This window comes from Parvibaculum sp. (assembly GCF_045863935.1).
GTDB lineage: Bacteria > Pseudomonadota > Alphaproteobacteria > Parvibaculales > Parvibaculaceae > Parvibaculum.
The window spans coordinates 1-17,446 of the sequence record NZ_BTVP01000034.1; the positions used below are offsets into that span (position 1 = coordinate 1).

Genomic DNA, 17,446 nt, shown 5'->3' on the forward strand with positions numbered 1-17,446 from the left:
CAAATGGTCATGAGACTCTACTTCCGACTGGATGAAACTTGGGGCGCAGGTCAAATCGTCAGGCATGTAGTGGAACAGGCGAAATACCCCATCCCTCGGGACCTTTGCGAACAAAGCCGCACCCGAGCTTACTACATCCACAGAACTGTAAGTCACATCTCCGCGCTCTTCGCCAAGTGCATACTGATAGCCATCTCTTAAATAGCCGTCTTCTCCGGATATCCCCTCATAAATGTTGTTTAATCCATGAATAGCGCCAATGATCCCGAAGGGACAACCGATTGCCGACGCACACAACGCCGTGAATTACGGTGACAGTGCACTCAACTCATCTCGAGGCTTCGGCCCGCGTGCCCGTTCCCATGTTGGGTGACATGATGCGGTACACCGGGAATGACAACGCGGGCGAGACGAGCCATGGAAAAGACGACCTCCGATCGTCAATCACCGTCAATTGAATGCACTGTCACCGTAATTCCCACTGTCACTGTAATTCGTGTCACCGTAATTCGCGTAATTCGGTGAAGCCGCGCGTTGTCTGCGAGGCGACGGATCGTCCGCCCCGTTCGGGAAGGGGGGATATCCTCTTGCCGGAGCCGGGGATATCTCCGGCCGGAGCGCGAACGGCGGAAACGCGGCCGGGAATCCGGGTCGGGAAACGCGCACCCTAATTCCGGACCGTGCAGGCACGTGACGGTTTCGTGACATTACGATGACAACCGGAGACGGTTATCCCCGGATGTTCCGGCGATGGAGGGGAATGGTGCCCAGGGGCGGAATCGAACCACCGACACTGCGATTTTCAGTCGCATGCTCTACCAACTGAGCTACCTGGGCGGAAGCTCCGAAGCGGCGGAAATCCGGGCCGCTGCGGCGAGGTCCGCGGTTTATAAGAGATAGAGTCGGGCCTGTCCAGAGGGCCCCGCCGCTCAGGCAAAGATCAAGCCGGATAAGGGGTTAACCGTCCCCATCCTCGTCCGCCGGGCGGGTTTGCGAGGCCTCGTCCCACTCGTCGGGCGGTTCGACGGCGGGGATCGCGTAAGTGCCCTTCAGCCAGCGGTTCAGGTCCACATCCGCGCAGTGCTTCGAACAGAAGGGATGGAACTTCGTGGACGAGCGCGTACCGCAGATCGGACAGGGACGCGGGGCCTTCAGCGTCACAACCTTGCCATGGTCATCCGTCAAGATTGCCTCCTCCCGCTCCTACTGGACGGCGCCGACGTCGATCTTCTCGCGCGGGAAAGCGGGCTCGCCGACAAGCTGCACTTCCGATGCGATACGACGGCGCAACCTGTCAACGAGATAGGGATTGCCGCGTTCCAGCCAATCGACAACTTCCGCCGAGGCGCGCGCGACGAGCGGGCGGCCGGGTGCGGCCTGCGCCTCGCGCGCGATCTTGCGCAGGAGATCGTTCGCGACCGTCGCGCAGGTCTTGCGGCGCGGGCGGCCGTTCGGATAGGCCGGTTCCGTCAGAAGCTTGTCGAGCGGTTCACGTACGCGCTTTCGCGTCATCTCGACGAGGCCGAATTCGGACATGCCGGAAATCTGCGTCGGCACGCGGTCTTTTGCGAAGCCTTCGTTGAGCGCGTCGATCACTTTCTGAATGTTCGCCGGGTCGTTCAGATGAATGAAGTCGATGACGATGAGCCCGCCGGTTCCGCGCAGGCGAAGCTGGTAGACGATCTCGTGCGCCGCTTCGAGATTGATCTTGACGCTCGTTTCCTCAAGGCCCGTCGCTGCCGTGTAGCGTCCCGAATTCACGTCGATCGCTGTCAGCGCCTCCGTCGTCTCGACGGTGATCCAGCCGCCGGAGGGAAGTTCCGCGCGCGGCTCCAGCGCCGCCTCGATCTCGCCATCGACATCGTAAAGCGCGAAGAGATCGCCGGGGCCGTTGAACAATTGCACACGGTCGAGCATCTCCGGCATGGCGCGGCGGCAATAACGCTGCGCCTCGCCGAAAGCATCCGCGCAATCGATCAGCACACGCGCGGTATCGGCGCTCACGCAGTCGCGAAGCGTCTTGGAGACGGGATCGAGATCGTGAAAGACAACGCAGGGCGCATTCGACTTGCGCTCCGTTTCGCGCACCTTGCGCCACTCCTCGGCGAGCTGGCGGGCATCGGCGGCGATATCTTCGGACGTCGCGCCGATGGCGGCCGTGCGCACGATGAAGCCCGCCGGTTCGCCCGTGACGCCCATCGGATTGAAGCGTTCGACCATTTCCTCGACAAGCGCCGTCAGCCGTTCGCGTTCCGCTTCGTCCTCGATGCGGCGCGACAGCGCAACGCCCGACTGGTTCGGCACGAGTACGAGAAGACGCCCCGGAATGGTGACGTTCGCGGAAAGGCGCGCGCCCTTGTCGCCGATCGGATCCTTCACCGCCTGCACGAGGATCGCCTGCCCCTCCTGCACGCAGGCGCTGATCGGCGGCAACGTGCCCTCGTCGAGCCCGGTGAGTTCGCACAGACAGCGTGCTTCGCGCGCGCCGAGAAAACCCGCGCGCTCAAGACCGACTTCGACGAACGCCGCCTGCATGCCAGGCAGCACGCGCTGCACGCGGCCGAGAAAGATATTGCCGATCAGCGAATGTCCCGCACGGCCCGTCTTCGCCTTGAGGTCGTCTTCCATGGTCCGTTCCAGGAACAGTTCCACGGGACGCCCGTCCTCGACGATCGCGACGCGTGTCTCGCCGGGACCCACATTGATCAAAACTTCTTCGGACATAAAAACCCCGATTTGCATCCGGCGCGCGCCCCCACGCAACTGGATGCCTCCTCTTCACCCGCCATCTCTTCAAGCCTTGAAGCTCCGATCCTAACACTGTTGTTCGTGCGGAGGATAGTCGCGTCAGGCCCTTGAAATCGCTGGATATCCGGCCCCGGAAAGGAGCGCCGCCGTCTCGAAAAGCGGCAGGCCAACCACGGACGAATGGGACCCTGCGAGCGCGCGGACGAACATGGCGGCGCGGCCCTGGATCGCATAGCCGCCGGCCTTGCCCCGCCATTCGCCCGAGGCGAGATACAACGAGATTTCGTCCTGCGAGAGACGCTTGAACGTCACGCGCGTTTCGTTCACCCGCGCCGCGCAACGATGCGGCGCAATGAGATGGATGGCGGTGTAGACGCGATGGGCGCGGCCCGACAGTAGCTTCAGGCATTCCGCCGCCTCGGCCTCGGTTTCGGGCTTCGGCAGAATTCGGCGACCGCAAGCGACCACCGTATCCGCGCCGAGCACGAAGGCATCGGCGTGACTTGATGCAACGGCCTCAGCCTTTTCGCGCGCGAGACGCTCGGCGTGATCGCGCGGCAATTCCTTGCTGTGCGGGGTTTCGTCGATGCCGGCGGCGATGACGAGGTCGGGCTCGATGCCGATTTGCGCAAGCAGCCCGAGCCTGCGGGGCGAAGCGCTGGCGAGGATGAGCCGGGTCACTTGAAGCGGTAGGTGATCCGCCCCTTCGTCAGATCGTAGGGCGTCATTTCGACGAGCACCTTGTCACCCGCGAGGACGCGGATGCGGTTCTTGCGCATCTTGCCCGCCGTGTGGGCGATGATCTCGTGTTCGTTCTCGAGCTTGACGCGGAATGTTGCGTTCGGCAGCAGTTCCGTCACAACGCCCGGAAACTCGAGCAGTTCTTCCTTCGACATTCACTATCCTTCGGAAATTTGGCCGGAAGAATGGTCACAAAGCCTCCGGAAATCAAGAGCCCGGCCCTCGAATTCGCGAGGAGACCGGGCCCAAGGCATTGATTTTCGAAGGATTTCCGCTCAGTCAGCCAGCAAGTACTCAATGGTGGAGACGACGCGGACGGTCTTCATGACCTGCTCCGTCTCCTGCGCGCCGGGAATCTCGTCGCGCGGCTGGATCGAGAACTGGCCCTGCCAGGCGCGCTTGATGCCACCGAGACGGGAGCCCGAATCGGCGGCGAAGGTTTCCGCGGCTTCGCGAGCGCGCTTCGTCGCCTCCTCGATCATTTGAGGCTTCACGTCGGCGATCTTCGTGAACAGGTAGGACGGCCGGACGGGGCCATATTCATTAGATAAAACAACACCTTGCTCGACGAGGGTGCTGCTGTCGCGGTTCGCCTTCGCGACCTTGTCCACATCCGTCGAGCGCAGCACAAGCTGCTGGGCGATGATGAAGCGCGTATCGAACTGACCGCTCGAGTACATCTGGGCAAGGCGGTCGGTGACCTGGGGCGCCTGAAGCTCGACCTCGTCTTCCGAAAAACCGTGCGATTTCAGGAAGTTGGATACGACATCGGCGTTCCGCTTCACCTCTGCCTGGGTCTCGGCGAGGTCGTTGCCGGTGACGACGAAGCGCAGGGCCCAGAGCGCGAGATCGGCCTTAACCTCCCGTTCCGAAAGGCCTTTTACCGATACGGAGCGATCGCCGAGACGCGATTTCACGAATCCATCGCCCGCGAGATAACCGCCGAGCGCGATGCCAAGGCCGAGGACCAGGGCTGCCGTCAGTGCAAGGATCGATTTCATGGCAAGCTGCTCTCCCCATTGAGATTTTCCATTTTATAGCATGCCGATTGCGGCGGTTTCATGGATCCGGGCGGGGATAAATGGCGGCGACTGTCACCCGAATGTCATCGAACCGTCACGCAAGGGGAAGTTGTCCCCGCCTCTCACCCCGTCGCGGAGGAGGCGGAACCGAAGCGAGTTTCGATCCGGCGCGCGATAGCGTCGCGCAATTCGCGATAGGCCGCGAGGCGGCGCTCGCGGTTGCCGCCCGTGGGCGAGGCAAGCGGATCGGCGATCTCCCAATATTCGACATCGGTCGCCGAAGAGCGCGTCAGCGCCTCCGCCTTCTCCTTCGCCTCGGGCGTCAAGGCGACAATCAGATCGAAGCTCGTGACGTCGTCGATTTCGGCGATGCTCTTGGGCGCGCGAAGCGAAAGATCGATGCCCGCCTCGCGCAGAACCTCGGCGGCGAAGGGATCGCCCTCCTCCGCCGGAGAGACGCCGGCCGAATCGATGAAGATGCGGGCGCCGTGGCTCTTCTTCAGGAGCGCCTCGGCGATGGGCGAGCGGATCGCGTTCAGATTGCAGACGAAGAGAACGGAAGCGGGCATCGTTTCGCTGCGCCCGGCTTTTACGCTTCCGGTTCGTGTTCGTGCGGCCATCACGGTCATCCCTTGATGTGCAGGACGCAGATGAGGGTGAAGAGGCGGCGCGCCGTGTCGAAGTCCATCTCGATCTTGCCGGAAAGGCGTTCCTTCAACGTCTGCGACCCCTCGTTGTGGAGGCCGCGGCGGCCCATGTCGATCGCCTCGATCTGCGAGGGCGCGGCCGTCTTGATCGCGTCGTAATAGCTTTCGCAGATCAGGAAATAGTCCTTGATGATCTTGCGGAAAGGCGTGAGCGAGAGAAGCACCTTGCCATGCGGCTCGTCGCCGTCGAGACGGATGTCGAAGACGAGGCGGTTCTCCTCGATGGCGAGATGCAGGACATAAGGACCGCCATCGCTGCCGACGGGCGCGAAACGGTTCTCCTCCAGCAGGTCGAAGATCGCCACTTTCCGCTCATGTTCGACATCGGGGCTGCGGCGCACGACGGAGCGCTCGTCGAGGACGAGATCGATGATGCGGTACGCCTCCCCCTCCGGCATGGCGGGCGGGACGTCCGCGCTGGTTTCGTCGTCTGCGGAGCGGTCGGACATGGTGCGGTACTTTAAGCCGATTTCACGGGCGGAAGCGAGGGGATGGCTCGCGTGCCTGCGTCCGTACTCCATCTTTCTATTCGTCACCCCCGGGCTTGACCCGGGGGTCCAGAGCGCCGGGTCATGCGATCCGCTATGTCACAGCGAGCCGTGCGAAGCGAGACGCCGCCTCCGGCGGCTTCTGGATTGCCGGGTCAAGCCCGGCAATGACATCTGTTTTTGGACTAGAGATTGAGGCGAATCGCGATGGAGCGGCCGTGGGCGTCGAGGCCTTCGGCTTCGGCGAGCGCGAGGGCGGCGGGGCCGATGGCGCGGAGCGCATCTGCGTCGCAGCGGACGATGGAGCTGCGTTTCATGAAGTCGAGCACGTTGAGGCCCGACGAGAAGCGCGCCGAACGCGCCGTGGGCAGGACGTGGTTCGAGCCGGCTACATAGTCGCCGATCGCCTCCGGCGTGTGACGCCCGAGAAAGATCGCCCCCGCATTGGAAATCTTCGCGAGCAGCGCCTCGGGGTCGGCGACCGCGAGTTCGAGATGTTCGGGCGCGAGACGATCCACGAGCGGCGGCGCGTCATCGAGTTTTTCCACCAGGATGACGGCGCCGAAATCGGCCCAGCTCTTCGTCGCGGTGGTTTCGCGCGGGAGCGCCTTCAACTGGCGGGCCACCGCATCCTCGACGCGCGCGGCGAAAGCGGCATCGTGCGTTATGAGGATCGACTGCGAACTCGCATCGTGCTCGGCCTGGGAGAGAAGATCGGCGGCGATCCATTCGGGATCGTTCTCGCCGTCGGCGACGACGAGGATTTCGGAGGGTCCCGCGATCATGTCGATGCCGACCGTGCCGAAAACCTGGCGCTTGGCCTCCGCGACGAAGGCATTGCCGGGGCCGACGATCTTGTCGACGGGCGCGATGGTCTTCGTGCCGAAGGCGAGAGCGGCGACGGCCTGCGCGCCGCCGACGCGGTAGACCTCGTTCACGCCCGCGAGCTTCGCGGCGGCGAGCACCAGCGGGTTCACAATACCATCGGGCGTCGGCACCACCATGACGATGCGCGCAACGCCCGCAACTTTCGCGGGGATCGCATTCATCAGCACGGAGCTCGGGTAATTCGCCGTGCCGCCCGGCACATAGAGGCCGACGGCGCCGATGGGCGTCCAGCGGTGGCCGAGTTCGACGCCAGCCTCGTCGGTGAAGCGCGAATCCTCGGGCCGCTGGCGCTCGTGATAGGCCTCGATGCGCGCGGCGGCGGTCTTCAGGGCATCGAGCGTCTTCGCATCGCAAGCATCCGTCGCGGCATCGAGCTGCGATTGCGGAATGGCAAGCGTGGCGGCGGTGAGGTCCAGCCGGTCGAAACGCTTCGTGTATTCGACAAGCGCCTCGTCGCCTCTGCCCCGCACATCCGCGACGATCTTTTCCACCGCATCGCGCACATCGAGCGAGGTCTCGCGCTTCGCATCCAGAAGGGCCGCGAAGGCTTCCTCGAAATTCGCGTCTTTTGCATTCAGGCGAGTGGGCATTAGACCTTAACCTATTTTCGTCATGGCCCGCTTCATGCGGGCCATCCACGTCTTTGCCGCGATCAAGGAAGAAAGACATGGATGACCCGGACAAGCCGGGTCATGACGGTTTAGAAGAAGCCCGTACATTATATCAATCCAGATCGTGTTCCGGCTTGTTCGGCGTTTCCCAGACGAGGCCGAGGTCCGAGAGATGGGCTTCCAGCGCCTCGACCTCAAGCTGCACTTCGGCGCCGCCCGAGAAAACCAGCGTGACGAGACCCGAGGGCGGGTTCAACTCGTCGAAGCGGATGGCGAGAAGGTTCAGCACGCCGTCCGGCCGGTCCTGCGCGATGTTGCGGGCACGCGCCGAAATCACATTCTCGAAATGGAGCCCGGCGCGGACGCGCTCATGCGCTTTCTTCCGGTCCCTGCCCTCGCCTTCCCAGCGAAACCGGTTCACCACGCAGGCGAAGCGGCGCGTGGAGGGAAGGAAAGCAAGGTCGCGCACATGGGTGACCGCATCCTGCAAGGCGGCAGAGATGATTTCGAGGTCGGCGGCGTCCTCTGCGGCGAGGCGAAGGTCTTTCGTCATCGGGTCCCGCTCTTATTGCGTTGCTTTTTCGCGCCAGATCTCGGCGCCGCAGGCGCTGAGCTTCGCCTCGATGCGCTCGAAGCCGCGATCGAGGTGATAGACGCGATTGACGATGGTTTCGCCCTCGGCGGCGAGGCCCGCGATGATGAGGGCCGCGGAGGCGCGAAGGTCCGACGCCATGACGGGCGCCCCTTTCAGCTTCTCCACACCGCGCACCAGCGCCTTGTCGCCGTGAAGCGAAATGTCGGCGCCGAAGCGCGCCAGCTCCTGCACATGCATGAAGCGGTTTTCGAAGATGGTCTCGGTGATTTCGGATTCGCCTTCGGCCACCGTCATCAGCGCCATGAACTGCGCCTGGAGATCGGTCGGGAAGCCGGGGAAGACCTGCGTCACCACATCGGTCGCCTGAAGGCGCTCGCCGTTGCGCGCGACGCGGACGGCGCCCTGCTCGCTCTCGACCTCGGCGCCGGCGGCGCGGAGCACGGAGAGCGCGGCCTCGAAGGTTTCGCCGATTGCGCCTTCGAGCACGATCTCGCCGCCCGTCATGGCGGCGGCTATGGCGTAAGTGCCGGCCTCGATGCGGTCCGAAATGACGCGGTGGGTGGCGCCGTGGAGCCTTTCGACGCCTTCGATGCGGAGCGTGGAAGTGCCGATGCCCTCGATCTTCGCGCCCATGGCGACAAGGCAATTCGCGACATCGCCGATTTCGGGCTCGCGGGCGGCGTTTTCCAGCACGGTGACGCCATCGGCGAGGGTCGCGGCCATCATCAGCGTGTGCGTGGCGCCGACGGAGACGATGGGCGAACGGATGACCGCGCCCTTGAGGCCGCCGGGGGCGGAGGCATGGACATAGCCGTCCACCAGATCGATCCCGGCGCCCATCTTCTGGAGGCCCTTAATATAGAGATCGACGGGGCGCGCGCCGATGGCGCAGCCGCCTGGCAGCGAGACCTTCGCCTCATGGCAGCGGGCGAGTAGAGGCCCGAGAACCCAGAAGCTCGCGCGGATCTTCGAGACGATCTCATAAGGCGCGGTGGTGGAACGGATGTCCTTGGCGTGCAGCGTCATCACGTCGGCATCGGCGCCTTCGTCGAGGGACATATCCGCGCCCAGGACATCGAGAAGGCGGCCAAGCGTGCGCACATCCGCGAGGCGCGGCATGTTGGTGAGGGTCAGCGGCTCGTCCGTCAGCAGGGAGGCCGTCATCAGCGGCAAGGCCGCATTTTTTGCGCCGCTCACGGCGATCCGGCCCTTGAGACGGCGGCCGCCGCGAATGTGTATTGTGTCCATGGATGCGTCCCGGTTGGGGTTCAGCGGTTTATAGGGGGAGCAAGGCCCCAAGTCACCCTAGGGAACCCGGAAGCCCTCTCACGCACTCCAATGCCCGCCAATCCGGGCCGTTTTCAGACTATTCCGCGTCATCCTTGCGGGCCCTTGCCTGCCCCTTCCGCTTTTTGAGGTTTTCGCGGAGCGCCTCGGCGAGGCGGGCGGTTTTGGCCTTGGCTTCGCGGGTCTGGGCGGCGCGGTCGGTGCCCTTGCCGCCGGGAGTGCGGGGATCGAAGGTGGTACGGCTGTTCTTCATTTTCTGCTGCTCTGTTTCAGGGGGCCGAGGCCGGATATCCGGCAGCCCGCGCGAGGGAGAATTGGGGGGAAGATAGTGCGTTGCGGCATCTTGCGCGAGGGGGGTCGCTGTGGCACTTTCCGCGCGCTTTCCGAAGGGCCGCTCTGGCGGGCGCTCATGCGCTGTTTACCATTCGGGGCGAGACTTCGAGCGGGGCCCGGTCAGACCGCCCCTCCCGGCATGCTGTGGTAGCTCAGTGGTAGAGCACTCCCTTGGTAAGGGAGAGGTCGAGAGTTCAATCCTCTCCCACAGCACCAGATTTTCCCGTATCAACTAAATCCAGTCGTCAGCGAGAGCCATGGCGCCTATGAAGGTCGCCATCAGCGCGTAGGTCGCGGAAAAAAAAGCAAGTGGCACCGCGCCCATCCAAGCCTTCTTCGTCCGATAGACGAGCAAGGCAATCAGCACAAGCTGAATGGCGAGGAAGCTGACCACAACCAAGAGGCCAACATCGCCTTCGCGAAACCAGCCGCGCATCAGACCGGCGAGGGACACGAATAGCTGACTGAGCGCAAATGGGGCAATGAACCAAAGAAGCTGCCGCTCGCGCCGCATCAAGCCCACAATTGTACCGAGAAGCAGGCTCAAATTTCCCGCCACCACAAAATATATGACACGCTCCGTCTGAGGGCCAACGTAGAGCAATGCTGCATATGCACTCCCGAAATATGTTTGCGGCAGAAGCCAGAAAAGCCAGATAGCGTTCCCCATCAGTCCCCCCGATCCGGATGCCATTGCCCGGAGCCGTCAGCAAAAAGCGTAGCCTGACATCCCCCTCAGAGACACTCGTAGATTGCGGCGAGGAGCGCCTTGTTGCGCGGGTTCTGCCAGCGCGGGCCCATGTCGTTCGTCACGTAACCGAAGGCGACGCGGGCGGCCGGGTCGCAGAAGCCCAGCGAGCCGCCCGCGCCGAAATGGCCGAAGGCTTGCGCGTTCGGTCCGAGCGGGCGTTCGGCCTGCGGCAACTGGAAGCCGAGGGCGAAGCGGGACTCACGCTCCAGAATGCGGTCGGGGCCGAAGGACTGCTCCTCGACGGCGGCGGCGAGCATGTCGCGCGAGAGGATATCGACACCGCCGATGCTGCCGCCGGCGGCGAGCGCGGAATAGACGCGGGCGATGCCGCGCGCCGTGCCATGGCCGTTGGTGGAGGGGATTTCGGCGGCGCGCCATTCCGCGCTGTTCACCCAGCCCGCGCCGGAAATGCCCGGCGGGTTCCAGTAGGTGTTCCATTTCATGAGGATGTCGTCCGGCAGGTCGCCTTCGGGGCGCTCAGGGAGGACGGACGGCCAGAGGAACTCGGCGGCGCGGGAATGCTCCGTGGGCGGAAGGCCGATATGGACATCGGCGCCGAGCGGGCCCGCGACCTCGTCGCGAAGGAGCTGCCCGATGGTGCGGCCGGACGCGCGGCGGACGAGCTCGCCGACGAGATAGCCGAACGTGTTGACGTGATAGCCGTGCGCCGTGCCGGGCTCCCACCAGGGCGGCGTGGCGGCGAGGGCCGCGGTCATGGCGTTCCAGTCGAACATGGCGCCATCAGGCAAGTCCTTCCGGATCGCGGGAAGGCCCGCCTGGTGCGACAGCATGTGGCGGAGCGTGATTGCCTCCTTGCCGTGTGCGCCGAATTCCGGCCAGAGGCGATGGGCGGGCGCATCGAGATCGAGCGCCCCACGCTCGACGAGACGAAGCGCGACGAGCGCCGTGAACGCCTTGCCGACGGAGAAGAAATTCACCAGCGTGTCGCGCGACCAGGCTTGCGTGCGCGCGGCGTCGCGGTGCCCGCCCCAGAGATCGCAGACGAGGCGGCCGTCGACCATGAGCGCAACGGCGCCGCCCGGCTCGCCGCGCTCGGTGAAGTTCGCGACGAAGGCTTCGCGGACAGGCGCGAAGCGGGGATCGCAGGTGCCGTCTATCGGAACGGTCATGATGCGAGCAGCGTGAGCAGGCTCGCCGCCATGAGCGCCTGCCCCACATAGTAGGTGACCCAGACGATGGGGCCGCGGAAGGGAACGCCGCCCCGGAACTTGTCGATCGCGATGACGCTGTCGGAGATCACGAAGAGGACGGCGCCGAGGCCGAGAAAGGGTGCGCCTTCAGGTATCGCCAACGCCGAGAGCGCCATGACGAGGATGGCGACGAGATAGGCGCCGACGGGGAGCTTCAGCTTTCCAAGGGATGGCGCGAGCGTGAAATAGAGCGCAATAGCGCCGAGGCCGACGGCGAGCGATGTCGCCTTGAGGGCGAGCGTGTCCGGTGCGCTGGCGAGGGGGATCATGACCGCGATGTAGAAGAGGTGGCTGACAAGGAAGGCGGCGAGACCGCGCGGGAAGTTGCGCGCATCGCCCTTCAGGGCGAGGAAGAGATCGCCCGCGCTGGAGAAGAAGAAGGCGGCGGCAAGGAGGACGAAAGGCAGGGCCGGCCCCTGCCCCAGCGCGAGAAGCGGCAGCGGGACGAGGAGGCCGATGGCGGCGGTCTTGAGGCCGGTGCGGGGCGCGGAGGGCGGCCGGCTTTCGATCAGCTGGTAGGCGATGGCAGCCGCGAGCGAGAGAAGCGCCAGCGCAACGCGGATGGCGTCGAGGCCGTCGCCCATTGAAAAGATTTGCAGCATTGTCCCCTCCGCTTCAGTTTAACGGCTCACCCCTCCGCGAAATTCGCTCCGCAAATTTCGGTCCCTCGCGGGGCGAGGATGGGTTCCTTTTTATTCTGCCTGTTGCCCCTCTATGATCGCGGATTAGCGGGATTCGCAAAAGGACAGAAAATGAGCGGCGGGGCGCGCGAAATCGACAGCCTGCAGAATGCGCGGGCAAAGAAATGGCTGGCGCTCGGCGAATCGCGCGGCATCCGCAAGCATGGGGAGTTCATCCTTTCGGGGCGGAAGACCGTGCCGGAGGCGCTGGCGCGGTATGGGAGCCGCTTCACGGCGGCGCTGGCGCGGACGGATAGCGACCTCAACCGGCTCGCCCTGCCCCCGTCCATCGAACGCTATGTGCTGGCAAAGCCGCTCTTCGAGGCACTCGATACGAACGGCACGGGATTTCCGCTGCTCATCGGCGACGTGCCGGAGATGGCGGCGGCGGATTTCTCGAAGGCGCCGCAAGGCTTCGAACTCGTGCTGGCGCTCGGCGACCCGTCCAATCTCGGCGCGGCGTTGCGCAGCGCGGCAGCCTTCGGCGCGGTTCGCATCGTGCTGATGGAGAGGGCGGCGCATCCCTTCCATCCGAAGGCGCTCAGAGGCGGGGCGAATGCGCAGTTCGGCCTGACCTTCCTCAAGGGCGGCGACTGGACGGCGCTTGCGGGCGCGAAGGGGCCTCTCGCCGCGCTCGACGGCGCGGGCAGCGACATCGAGGTCTATGAGTGGCCGGAGAGCCTTCGCCTCGTTCTCGGCGAGGAGGGGCGCGGGCTGCCGCCAGGGCTCGGCGCGACGATGCTCGCGATCCGGACCACGGGGGCGGTCGAGTCCCTCAACGCGACAGTGGCGGCAAGCCTTGCGCTTTCGGCGCGATACAGGCGGCGTTCGGGGCGGTGATCCGGCGCGGCGGCGGCGGCGTATCGATGGGGTGAGAGCTGGAACAAGGAGCCAGCGGTTCAAACCCCCTAGAGGTCCCCGCCTTTGAAATCGCTGCTCCAAATTGCATCGGCTCTCGCGATCGTGCTTCCCGTCCTCGGCGCGGAAGCGGCAGCGCCGGCTACGTCCCCCGGGCCGGCGCTGTCTTTCCGCGTCGAGCGGGGAAGCGATCCCATCGGAACCCACACGGTCAGCTTCACGCGCAAGGGCGACGACCTCCATGTCGCCATCGACATCGAGCTTGCCGTGTCGTTCGGGCCCATAACCCTTTTCCGCTACGAGCACCGGAACCGCGAGACCTGGCGCGACGGCAGGCTTGTCGCACTCGAAACGGTGACGAACGATGACGGCGACGAATACCGGGTGAGCGCGAAGGCGACGGAAGAGGGACTTGAAGTGACGAGTTCGGCAAACGGCACCTTCATCGCGCCGACGGAGATCATTCCGACGAGCTACTGGCACCCGGCGACGGTTTCCCAGACGCAGCTTCTCGACACGCAGAAGGGCCGCATCCTGAATGTCGGCATCACCCCCACCGGCATGCGCGAAGCGACGGCCGGTGGCGAGACCCTGCCCGTGCGCGAATACGAGATGACGGGCGACCTCGAACTCAAGCTCTGGTACTCGCCGAAAATGGAGTGGCTGAACGTGATCTTCCGGGCGCGCGGCGAGGATGTCGACTACCGTGTGGTGCGAATTGACCGGCAGGAACTTCAGGTGGCCCTGCAATGAGCGACACGAAAGAGATCGTCTGGATCACCGGCGCAAGTTCGGGCATCGGGCGGGCGCTGGCGCTGCGCATGGCGCGGGAGGGCTGGCGCGTGGCGGCGTCGGCGAGACGCGCGGGCGAACTCGACGCGCTGAAGACGGAAGCGGCGAAAACGGGCGGCGAGATCGCACCCTTTCCGCTCGACACGACGAAGCCCGAAGAGGTGCGCCGGACCGTTGCGCGCATCGAAGGTGAGCTGGGGCCGATTGCCGTCGCGGCGCTCTGCGCGGGCACCTACGAGCCTGTGCTCGCGCATGAATTGACCGCCGCCCGGGCGCGGCCGGTCTTCGAGCTCAACTTCATGGGCACCGTGAACTGCCTCGAGGCGCTGATGCCGGCGATGATCGGGCGGGGCAAGGGCCGGATCGCACTCGTCGCCTCGCTTGCTGGCTATTTCGGGCTGCCGAGTTCGGCGATCTATGGCGGCAGCAAGGCGGCGCTCATCAACATGGCGGAAGCGCTGCGCCCCGATCTCGCGAAACACGGCGTGACGTTGCAGATCGTCAATCCGGGCTTCGTGAAGACGCCGCTCACCGACAAGAACGAATTTCCGATGCCCTTTCTGATGGAGGTGGAGGACGCCGCCGACGCCTTCTATCGCGGGCTGCAATCGAGCCGCTTCGAGATCGCCTTTCCGCGACGCTTCTCGCTGCTGCTTCGCCTGCTGCAGATGCTACCCTATCGCCTCTCGCTTGCGCTCACGGGAAAGACAGTGCCGAAGGGCAAGCACCCGGCATACGCCACCAAACTCAACCGCTCCTGATTGCGCGCCACGCAGCGAGCGCGCGTTCTCTCGCCCGCCCGTGATCGACGATCGGCGCGGGATATGTTTCACCTAACACGATGCCTGCCTTTTCGAGCACGGGACGCGGCGCTTCCCACGGCTTGTGGACGTATTTCGTGTCGAGATTTGCGAGCTCGGGCACAAAGGTGCGCACATAGTCGCCACTCCCATCGAACTTCTCGCCCTGTAGTACGGGGTTGAAGATGCGGAAGTAAGGCGCCGCGTCGGCGCCCGACCCGGCCACCCATTGCCAGCTTGCGCGGTTCACCGCGAGATCGGCATCGACCAGCGTGTCCTCGAACCATGCCGCGCCCTGGCGCCAGTCGATCAGCAGATGCTTGATGAGGAAGGAGGCCGCGATCATGCGCACGCGGTTGTGCATCCAGCCCGTTTGCCAGAGCTGGCGCATGCCGGCATCGACGATGGGATAACCGGTACGACCCTTGCTCCACGCATCGAAAGCCGCGGCGTTTCGCGCCCAGGGAAAGGCGTCGAATTCACGCTTCCAGTTTTCCGTTTCGATTTCCGGCCAGTGATAAAGAAGATGGCAGGCGAAGTCGCGCCAGGCGAGTTCGCGCAGAAAGGCGTCTCCCGCATGTCCGCCACCGCCTTGCGCATGACGGACGCTGTGCCAGATGCGGCGTGGCGAGATTTCGCCCCAATGCAGATGCGGCGAGAGGCGCGACGTGCCCTCGCGGTCGGGCAGGTCGCGGACGCGCGGATAATCCTCCATCGCGCGTTCGACGAACACCCGGAGCCGGGACTGCGCGCCCGCCTCGCCGGGTGTCCATGTATCGCGCAGGCCCGCCGCCCAGTCGGGTTTTGCGGGCAGAAGATTCCAGCCGGAGAGGTTTTCCGTCGCAACGCCGCCGACGCCCATGAGTTTGCCCGGCGCGGGCAGCGGCGTGTCGAACGGGACTTGCGAGAGCGTTCGCCAGAAGGGCGTGAAGACCTTGTAGGGATCGCCGCTTCCGGTCTTCACCTCCCGGGGCTCAGCGAGGAGCGAGGCATTGAAACTGCGGACCTCGACATCGCTTTTCCGGAGAGACGCCTTCAGCGCCTTGTCCCGCGCGATTGCTTGCGGTTCGTAGATGCGGTTCCAGAAGACGGCGCCGGCGCCGATCTCCCCGGCGAGTGCGGACAGGACATCCATCGGCGCGCCGCGGCGCAGAACGAGGGATATGCCGAGATGGCCAAAGCTTTTTGAGAGAGCCGCGAGACTGCCGTGCAGCCACCAGCGCGAGGCAGCGCCGATTTCTTCTCGCGGGTCGAGAATGAAGAGCGGCACGACCGGCGCACCGCGCGCGGCAGCGGCGGCGAGCGCGGGATTGTCGTCGAGCCGCAGATCGCGGCGAAGCCAGACGATCGAGGGGCTCCCCTCTTCCTTTTTCAAACCGTGCTTCCCTAAGGACATGTGGCCGCCGATACCCGGATGTGCATGAGCTGAACATCCTACGATACGAGCCCGGCTTCGGGGCGGATCAATGAAGCGGCATCGGGAAACCGGTGGTTACCATGGATGGCGGCGCGGTAGGTCAGGGCTTCGAACGGCGCTGGCGGAGACGGTCGCGCGCCGAAACCGCGAGTGTCCGAAGCGCGGCCCAGACGCGCAAGGCGAGCGCATAGGCGCCGGGATAGAGCCGCTCCGCCGTGGCGGCGACACCTGTGAACTGGAAGTTGTGGCGAAGCCCGTGAATGCGGCGCGCGGTGGCGAGCCAGAAGGGGCTGACGACGAGGCTCAAGGCGATGACGGACAGCGCGAGCTGGTAGGTCTCGCGGTCGATCGCGCCCGCGCCGAGACCCGCCTTTGCCAGCACGAAGGAGAACTCGCCGATCTGCGCCATGACGAGGCCGGCGATGAAGGCGTTGTCCCAGGGCTCGCGCAGAAAATGGAGAATGCCGATATTGGTCGCCGTCTTCGCGACGAGAATGACAAAGACGAGGAGGAGAATGACGCCGAGATTTTCGAGAATGAACCCGAGGTCGATCAAAAGCCCGACCGACAGGAAGAAGATCATCAGGAAGAGGCTCTGCACCGGAGAGGTGAAGAAGATCGCGGCGCGACGGTCCGTCGAGGCACCGAGGATGAGGCCCGCGAGGAAGGCGCCGTAGGAGGGCGAGAGACCGATATAGCCGGAGACGGCGGCGAAGACGAAACAGAAGGCGATGTTGGCAAGCGGCGCGAGGTCCGGCTGGCGGCGGAGATGACGGCTCCAGGGAAGCTCGATGCGCTCGCGGCGCGTGAGCACCACGGCGACGCCCGCGAGGACCGCCACGGCCGCAAAGAGCTTCAGCGCCAGAAGCAGATCGAAGCCCACATCCGCGCCGCGCGCCGAACCGAGCGACTGCACCACGACCAGCATGGGGATGATGAGCAGATCCTGCGCGATGAGGACACCCATGGTGAGGCGGCCGGCATGGGTGCGGGTTTCGCCGATTTCGGCGAGCATCTTGATGCCCACCGCGGTGGAGGACAGCGAGAGCACGAAGCCGAGGACGAGGGAACGCTCGAAGCTCCAGCCCAGAAGCGAGCCCGCGCCCCAGGTGAGGCCAATGGCGACGGCCGACTGGAGCCCGGCGCAGAAGAGCGCAATGCGAAAGACATTGCGGAAGGCCTTGAGGTCGAGCTCCATGCCGATGACGAAGAGGAGGAGCAGCACGCCGAGTTCCGCGAAGAGGTCGATGCCTTCCGCCGAATGGATGAGCCCGAGGCCGCCGGGGCCGAGAACCACACCCGCAAGGATGTAGCCGACGATGGCGGGCTGGCGGAGCCGCATCAGGGCAAAGCCGCAACCGAGTGCAATGACGATCAGCAACGTGACGGAATTCAGCGTGAGAACGTCGTGCATCGGGAGGGGCCTCGGCGGGCGGGCAAATCGGCTGGCGCCATGATTACCCAAGGCGGACGGCCAAGGAAGGGGCCCGTTCGGGGCATTTCGCAAGGGCCGCTAT

Annotated in this window: 20 protein-coding genes and 2 tRNA genes; 4 read left to right on the forward strand and 18 right to left on the reverse strand. The window is 64.8% G+C overall.

Features of this window, described 5'->3' with window-relative positions; translation table 11 throughout:
* From ACKUUH_RS13415 to ACKUUH_RS13475, 13 genes are all read right to left on the reverse strand, one after another.
* On the reverse strand, positions 1–297 hold a 297-nt coding region (locus ACKUUH_RS13415; protein WP_407950423.1), incomplete at its 3' end, for a DUF4225 domain-containing protein.
* A 464-nt stretch (positions 298–761) separates the two neighbouring features.
* A tRNA-Phe gene (locus ACKUUH_RS13420) sits at positions 762–837 on the reverse strand.
* Between the two features lie 120 nt (positions 838–957).
* Positions 958–1,185, reverse strand: coding sequence for a DNA gyrase inhibitor YacG (gene yacG / locus ACKUUH_RS13425; protein ID WP_407950424.1), 228 nt, complete (start codon positions 1,183–1,185; stop codon positions 958–960).
* 18 nt (positions 1,186–1,203) lie between these two features.
* Positions 1,204–2,724 carry a ribonuclease E/G gene (locus ACKUUH_RS13430; RefSeq protein ID WP_407950425.1) on the reverse strand — a complete coding sequence of 507 codons (1,521 nt, stop codon included), beginning with the start codon at positions 2,722–2,724 and terminating at the stop codon, positions 1,204–1,206.
* 123 nt (positions 2,725–2,847) lie between these two features.
* Positions 2,848–3,429 carry a Maf family protein gene (locus ACKUUH_RS13435; RefSeq protein WP_407950426.1) on the reverse strand — a complete coding sequence of 194 codons (582 nt, stop codon included), beginning with the start codon at positions 3,427–3,429 and terminating at the stop codon, positions 2,848–2,850.
* Positions 3,426–3,644 carry a translation initiation factor IF-1 gene (gene infA / locus ACKUUH_RS13440; RefSeq protein ID WP_011995440.1) on the reverse strand — a complete coding sequence of 73 codons (219 nt, stop codon included), beginning with the start codon at positions 3,642–3,644 and terminating at the stop codon, positions 3,426–3,428. Before infA ends, ACKUUH_RS13435 begins: the two co-directional genes overlap by 4 nt.
* 120 nt (positions 3,645–3,764) lie before the next feature.
* Positions 3,765–4,490, reverse strand: a complete 726-nt coding sequence (locus tag ACKUUH_RS13445) for an SIMPL domain-containing protein (protein WP_407950427.1) — start codon at positions 4,488–4,490, stop codon at positions 3,765–3,767.
* A gap of 143 nt (positions 4,491–4,633) precedes the next feature.
* A complete protein-coding gene (locus ACKUUH_RS13450; protein WP_407950428.1) occupies positions 4,634–5,131 on the reverse strand; it encodes a low molecular weight phosphatase family protein in 498 nt (165 codons plus the stop codon).
* Between the two features lie 5 nt (positions 5,132–5,136).
* On the reverse strand, positions 5,137–5,616 hold the full coding sequence (locus tag ACKUUH_RS13455; RefSeq protein WP_407950457.1) for a UPF0262 family protein: 480 nt from the start codon (positions 5,614–5,616) through the stop codon (positions 5,137–5,139).
* 275 nt (positions 5,617–5,891) lie between these two features.
* On the reverse strand, positions 5,892–7,184 hold the full coding sequence (gene hisD / locus ACKUUH_RS13460; RefSeq protein WP_407950429.1) for a histidinol dehydrogenase: 1,293 nt from the start codon (positions 7,182–7,184) through the stop codon (positions 5,892–5,894).
* 133 nt (positions 7,185–7,317) lie between these two features.
* Positions 7,318–7,758 (reverse strand): DUF2948 family protein, encoded by a 441-nt coding sequence (locus ACKUUH_RS13465; RefSeq protein ID WP_407950430.1) that lies wholly within the window; start codon positions 7,756–7,758, stop codon positions 7,318–7,320.
* A gap of 12 nt (positions 7,759–7,770) precedes the next feature.
* Positions 7,771–9,048 carry a UDP-N-acetylglucosamine 1-carboxyvinyltransferase gene (murA, locus tag ACKUUH_RS13470; protein WP_407950431.1) on the reverse strand — a complete coding sequence of 426 codons (1,278 nt, stop codon included), beginning with the start codon at positions 9,046–9,048 and terminating at the stop codon, positions 7,771–7,773.
* 118 nt (positions 9,049–9,166) lie between these two features.
* Complete coding sequence (locus ACKUUH_RS13475) at positions 9,167–9,340, reverse strand: hypothetical protein (protein WP_407950432.1); 174 nt, start codon at positions 9,338–9,340, stop codon at positions 9,167–9,169.
* A 221-nt stretch (positions 9,341–9,561) separates the two neighbouring features.
* On the opposite strand from ACKUUH_RS13475, the gene ACKUUH_RS13480 reads away from it, so the two are divergent.
* A tRNA-Thr gene (locus ACKUUH_RS13480) sits at positions 9,562–9,636 on the forward strand.
* A 16-nt stretch (positions 9,637–9,652) separates the two neighbouring features.
* Here the strand turns inward: ACKUUH_RS13480 and ACKUUH_RS13485 are convergent.
* From ACKUUH_RS13485 to ACKUUH_RS13495, 3 genes are all read right to left on the reverse strand, one after another.
* Entirely contained in the window at positions 9,653–10,090 is a 438-nt protein-coding gene (locus ACKUUH_RS13485; RefSeq protein WP_407950433.1) for a hypothetical protein, read from the reverse strand.
* A gap of 65 nt (positions 10,091–10,155) precedes the next feature.
* A complete protein-coding gene (locus ACKUUH_RS13490; protein WP_407950434.1) occupies positions 10,156–11,301 on the reverse strand; it encodes a serine hydrolase domain-containing protein in 1,146 nt (381 codons plus the stop codon).
* Positions 11,298–11,984: a lysoplasmalogenase gene (locus ACKUUH_RS13495; RefSeq protein ID WP_407950435.1), complete on the reverse strand. Its 687-nt coding sequence runs from the start codon at positions 11,982–11,984 to the stop codon at positions 11,298–11,300. Before ACKUUH_RS13495 ends, ACKUUH_RS13490 begins: the two co-directional genes overlap by 4 nt.
* Before the next feature lie 150 nt (positions 11,985–12,134).
* Here ACKUUH_RS13495 and ACKUUH_RS13500 point away from each other — a divergent pair, with 150 nt between their 5' ends.
* From ACKUUH_RS13500 to ACKUUH_RS13510, 3 genes are all read left to right on the forward strand, one after another.
* On the forward strand, positions 12,135–12,902 hold the full coding sequence (locus tag ACKUUH_RS13500) for a TrmH family RNA methyltransferase (RefSeq protein ID WP_407950436.1): 768 nt from the start codon (positions 12,135–12,137) through the stop codon (positions 12,900–12,902).
* An 84-nt stretch (positions 12,903–12,986) separates the two neighbouring features.
* Complete coding sequence (locus ACKUUH_RS13505) at positions 12,987–13,673, forward strand: DUF6134 family protein (protein ID WP_407950437.1); 687 nt, start codon at positions 12,987–12,989, stop codon at positions 13,671–13,673.
* Positions 13,670–14,473: an SDR family NAD(P)-dependent oxidoreductase gene (locus ACKUUH_RS13510; RefSeq protein ID WP_407950438.1), complete on the forward strand. Its 804-nt coding sequence runs from the start codon at positions 13,670–13,672 to the stop codon at positions 14,471–14,473. The genes ACKUUH_RS13505 and ACKUUH_RS13510 overlap by 4 nt, the downstream gene beginning before the upstream one ends.
* Here the strand turns inward: ACKUUH_RS13510 and ACKUUH_RS13515 are convergent.
* Positions 14,460–15,887: a cryptochrome/photolyase family protein gene (locus ACKUUH_RS13515; protein WP_407950439.1), complete on the reverse strand. Its 1,428-nt coding sequence runs from the start codon at positions 15,885–15,887 to the stop codon at positions 14,460–14,462. The genes ACKUUH_RS13510 and ACKUUH_RS13515 overlap by 14 nt on opposite strands.
* 142 nt (positions 15,888–16,029) lie before the next feature.
* Complete coding sequence (locus tag ACKUUH_RS13520) at positions 16,030–17,343, reverse strand: cation:proton antiporter (protein WP_407950440.1); 1,314 nt, start codon at positions 17,341–17,343, stop codon at positions 16,030–16,032.
* Positions 17,344–17,446: the final 103 nt, after the last annotated feature.

Bases quoted from the DNA above. Each gene is read 5' to 3' on its own strand.
- infA (WP_011995440.1), bottom strand. From the start codon at position 3,644: ATGTCGAAGGAAGAACTGCTCGAGTTTCCGGGCGTTGTGACGGAACTG.
- ACKUUH_RS13520 (WP_407950440.1), bottom strand. From the start codon at position 17,343: ATGCACGACGTTCTCACGCTGAATTCCGTCACGTTGCTGATCGTCATT.
- ACKUUH_RS13495 (WP_407950435.1), bottom strand. From the start codon at position 11,984: ATGCTGCAAATCTTTTCAATGGGCGACGGCCTCGACGCCATCCGCGTT.
- ACKUUH_RS13475 (WP_407950432.1), bottom strand. From the start codon at position 9,340: ATGAAGAACAGCCGTACCACCTTCGATCCCCGCACTCCCGGCGGCAAG.
- ACKUUH_RS13455 (WP_407950457.1), bottom strand. From the start codon at position 5,616: ATGCCGGAGGGGGAGGCGTACCGCATCATCGATCTCGTCCTCGACGAG.
- ACKUUH_RS13490 (WP_407950434.1), bottom strand. From the start codon at position 11,301: ATGACCGTTCCGATAGACGGCACCTGCGATCCCCGCTTCGCGCCTGTC.
- hisD (WP_407950429.1), bottom strand. From the start codon at position 7,184: ATGCCCACTCGCCTGAATGCAAAAGACGCGAATTTCGAGGAAGCCTTC.
- ACKUUH_RS13445 (WP_407950427.1), bottom strand. From the start codon at position 4,490: ATGAAATCGATCCTTGCACTGACGGCAGCCCTGGTCCTCGGCCTTGGC.
- ACKUUH_RS13465 (WP_407950430.1), bottom strand. From the start codon at position 7,758: ATGACGAAAGACCTTCGCCTCGCCGCAGAGGACGCCGCCGACCTCGAA.
- ACKUUH_RS13450 (WP_407950428.1), bottom strand. From the start codon at position 5,131: ATGGCCGCACGAACACGAACCGGAAGCGTAAAAGCCGGGCGCAGCGAA.
- ACKUUH_RS13485 (WP_407950433.1), bottom strand. From the start codon at position 10,090: ATGGGGAACGCTATCTGGCTTTTCTGGCTTCTGCCGCAAACATATTTC.
- murA (WP_407950431.1), bottom strand. From the start codon at position 9,048: ATGGACACAATACACATTCGCGGCGGCCGCCGTCTCAAGGGCCGGATC.
- ACKUUH_RS13500 (WP_407950436.1), top strand. From the start codon at position 12,135: ATGAGCGGCGGGGCGCGCGAAATCGACAGCCTGCAGAATGCGCGGGCA.
- ACKUUH_RS13430 (WP_407950425.1), bottom strand. From the start codon at position 2,724: ATGTCCGAAGAAGTTTTGATCAATGTGGGTCCCGGCGAGACACGCGTC.
- ACKUUH_RS13510 (WP_407950438.1), top strand. From the start codon at position 13,670: ATGAGCGACACGAAAGAGATCGTCTGGATCACCGGCGCAAGTTCGGGC.